Source organism: Campylobacter sp. JMF_04 NA10 (assembly GCF_027737655.1).
Taxonomy (GTDB): domain Bacteria; phylum Campylobacterota; class Campylobacteria; order Campylobacterales; family Campylobacteraceae; genus Campylobacter_B.
Map to the genome: position 1 here is coordinate 1 of NZ_JAOVTZ010000011.1, position 3,441 is coordinate 3,441.

Sequence of the window (3,441 nt, forward strand, 5' to 3'; positions counted from 1 at the left end):
GTTCTTTAATTTACCATTGTTAAAAGTCACAATCAAGTTTTAATAAAAACGATTTTACAGGATCTTGTTAAAGCTTTAAATTTAGACACTAATGCAAATTTAGTAAATTTGTTATCCCAAATTTAAATGATTGAGATTTAAATTTTCAAATTTAAATCATAAAGTTTAAATTTTACATTTACTAAATCAAGTTTAACGGCACAAACAATTAGAGTTAAAACTTATCTAGTTGTTGTTAATGCTTTCCGTCTTGGGTGTTTTAAATTTAAATATTGTAAAAGCAATTTATCAAATTTAAAATTTATAAATTAAATCTTTTATCTTTAACAAGGAAGTAATGCAAATTAGAATATTAACATAGTCTAATACTTCGCTATGAGAGCGACTATATGATTTGCCTTTATGCTAGATAGCATAACCCAAAAATTGCGTAAGCAATTTTCTCTTTAGGTGGGTCAAGGGAGCGAAGCTCCTTGTCGCAAAGACCAGCTTTGCTGGTCTGCGAAGTAAAAAAAGGTAAGCTACTAAGAGCAAACGGTGGATGCCTTGGCTAGTAGAGGCGATGAAGGACGTGCCAGGCTGCGATAAGTCTCGGGGAGCCGTCAAGGGGCTTTGATCCGGGAATTTCCGAATGGGGCAACCCAGTTAATAGTAATATTAACTACCTACGGGGGCGAACGAAGGGAACTGAAACATCTAAGTACCTTCAGGAAAAGAAATCAAAAGAGATTACGCTAGTAGCGGCGAGCGAACGCGTAAGAGGGCAAACCACTAGCTTGCTAGTGGGGTTGTAGGACTGCAATAAAGACTAAAAGCAGATAGCAGAATAAACTGGAAAGTTTAATCATAGAGGGTGATAATCCCGTATGCGAAATCTCCTTTTTACTTAGCAGTATCCTGAGTAGGGCGGGACACGTGAAATCCTGTCTGAAGCTGGGTAGACCACTATCCAACCCTAAATACTACTACTAGACCGATAGTGCACAAGTACCGTGAGGGAAAGGTGAAAAGAACTGAGGTGATCAGAGTGAAATAGAACCTGAAACCGTTTGCTTACAATCATTCAGAGCCCTATGATTTATCAGGGTGATGGACTGCCTTTTGCATAATGAGCCTGCGAGTTGTGGTATCTGGCGAGGTTAAGGAAACCCGGAGCCGTAGCGAAAGCGAGTCTTAATAGGGCGATTAGTCAGATGCTGCAGACCCGAAACGATGTGATCTATCCATGGGCAGGTTGAAGCCGGTGTAAGAACCGGTGGAGGACCCAACCGACGGCTGTTGAAAAAGCTCCGGATGACCTGTGGATAGGGGTGAAAGGCCAATCAAACATCGTGATAGCTGGTTCTCTCCGAAATATATTGAGGTATAGCGTTGTGTCGTAATTATAAGGGGTAGAGCACTGAATGGGCTAGGGCATACACCAATGTACCAAACCCTATCAAACTCCGAATACTTATAATGTAATCACAGCAGTCAGGCGGCGAGTGATAAAATCCGTCGTCGAGAGGGGAACAACCCAGACTACCGACTAAGGTCCCTAAATCTTATTTAAGTGGAAAACGATGTGGAGTTACTGAAACAACCAGGAGGTTGGCTTAGAAGCAGCCATCCTTTAAAGATAGCGTAATAGCTCACTGGTCTAGTGATTCTGCGCGGAAAATATAACGGGGCTAAAATAAGTACCGAAGTCGTAGATTTGCACCTAGTGCAAGTGGTAGGAGAGCGTTCTATTCAGCGTCGAAGCCATACCGGCAAGGAGTGGTGGAGCGGATAGAAGTGAGCATGCAGGCATGAGTAGCGATAAAATATGTGAGAATCATATTCGCCGTAAACCCAAGGTTTCCTACGCGATGCTCGTCATCGTAGGGTTAGTCGGGTCCTAAGCAAAGTCCGAAAGGGGTATGCGATGGAAAATCGGTTAATATTCCGATACCAATATTAGTGTGCGATGGAAGGACGCTTAAAGTTAGGGGAGCCAGCTGATGGAAGTGCTGGTCTAAGTGTGTAGGTTGAGTTATAGGCAAATCCGTAACTCTTTATCCGAGACATTAAAGGCTCATGACGCTCTTCGGAGTAGATTGAGAATCCTTGATACTATCGAGCCAAGAAAAGTTTCTAAGTTTAGCTAATATTGCCCGTACCGTAAACCGACACAGGTGGGTGGGATGAGTATTCTAAGGCGCGTGGAAGAACTCTCTTTAAGGAACTCTGCAAAATAGCACCGTATCTTCGGTATAAGGTGTGCCTAACTTTGTTAAGGATTTACTCTGTAAGCAAAGAAGGTTACAACAAAGAGTCCCTCCCGACTGTTTACCATAAACACAGCACTCTGCTAACTCGTAAGAGGATGTATAGGGTGTGACGCCTGCCCGGTGCTCGAAGGTTAATTGATGATGTCAGCTTTTGCGAAGCATCTGATCGAAGCCCGAGTAAACGGCGGCCGTAACTATAACGGTCCTAAGGTAGCGAAATTCCTTGTCGGTTAAATACCGACCTGCATGAATGGCGTAACGAGATGGGAGCTGTCTCAAAGAGGGATCCAGTGAAATTGTAGTGGAGGTGAAAATTCCTCCTACCCGCGGCAAGACGGAAAGACCCCGTGGACCTTTACTATAGCTTGACACTGCTGCTTGGATAAAGATGCGCAGGATAGGTGGGAGGCTTTGATCCATATACTCCGGTGTATGGTGAGCCATTGTTGAGATACCACTCTTCTTTATTTGGGTAGCTAACTAGCCTAAGTTATCCTTAGGTAGGACAATGTCTGGTGGGTAGTTTGACTGGGGCGGTCGCCTCCCAAAATGTAACGGAGGCTTACAAAGGTTGGCTCAAAGCGGTTGGAAATCGCTTGTAGAGTATAAAGGCATAAGCCAGCTTAACTGCGAGACACACAAGTCAAGCAGAGACGAAAGTCGGTCTTAGTGATCCGGTGGTTCTGTGTGGAAGGGCCATCGCTCAAAGGATAAAAGGTACCCCGGGGATAACAGGCTGATCTCCCCCAAGAGCTCACATCGACGGGGAGGTTTGGCACCTCGATGTCGGCTCATCGCATCCTGGGGCTGGAGCAGGTCCCAAGGGTATGGCTGTTCGCCATTTAAAGCGGTACGCGAGCTGGGTTCAGAACGTCGTGAGACAGTTCGGTCCCTATCTGCCGTGGGCGTAAGAAGATTGAGGAGAGTTGACTCTAGTACGAGAGGACCGAGTCGAACGAACCACTGGTGTATCGGTTGTTCTGCCAAGGGCATCGCCGAGTAGCTAAGTTCGGATGTGATAAGAGCTGAAAGCATCTAAGCTCGAAGCCAACTCCAAGATGAATCTTCTTTTAAGAGCTCAGAAAGACTATCTGTTTGATAGGCCGGATGTGTAAGTGATGAAAGTCATTTAGCTGACCGGTACTAATAGCTCGTTTGCTTATCTTTTTAAGCATTACTTCCTTGTTAA

The 3,441-nt window shown here is 44.5% G+C and carries 1 rRNA gene; it reads left to right on the top strand.

What is annotated here, in order from left to right:
• Positions 1-514 precede the first annotated feature (514 nt).
• Positions 515-3,419, top strand: a 23S ribosomal RNA gene (locus OFO12_RS08050).
• Positions 3,420-3,441 lie beyond the last annotated feature (22 nt).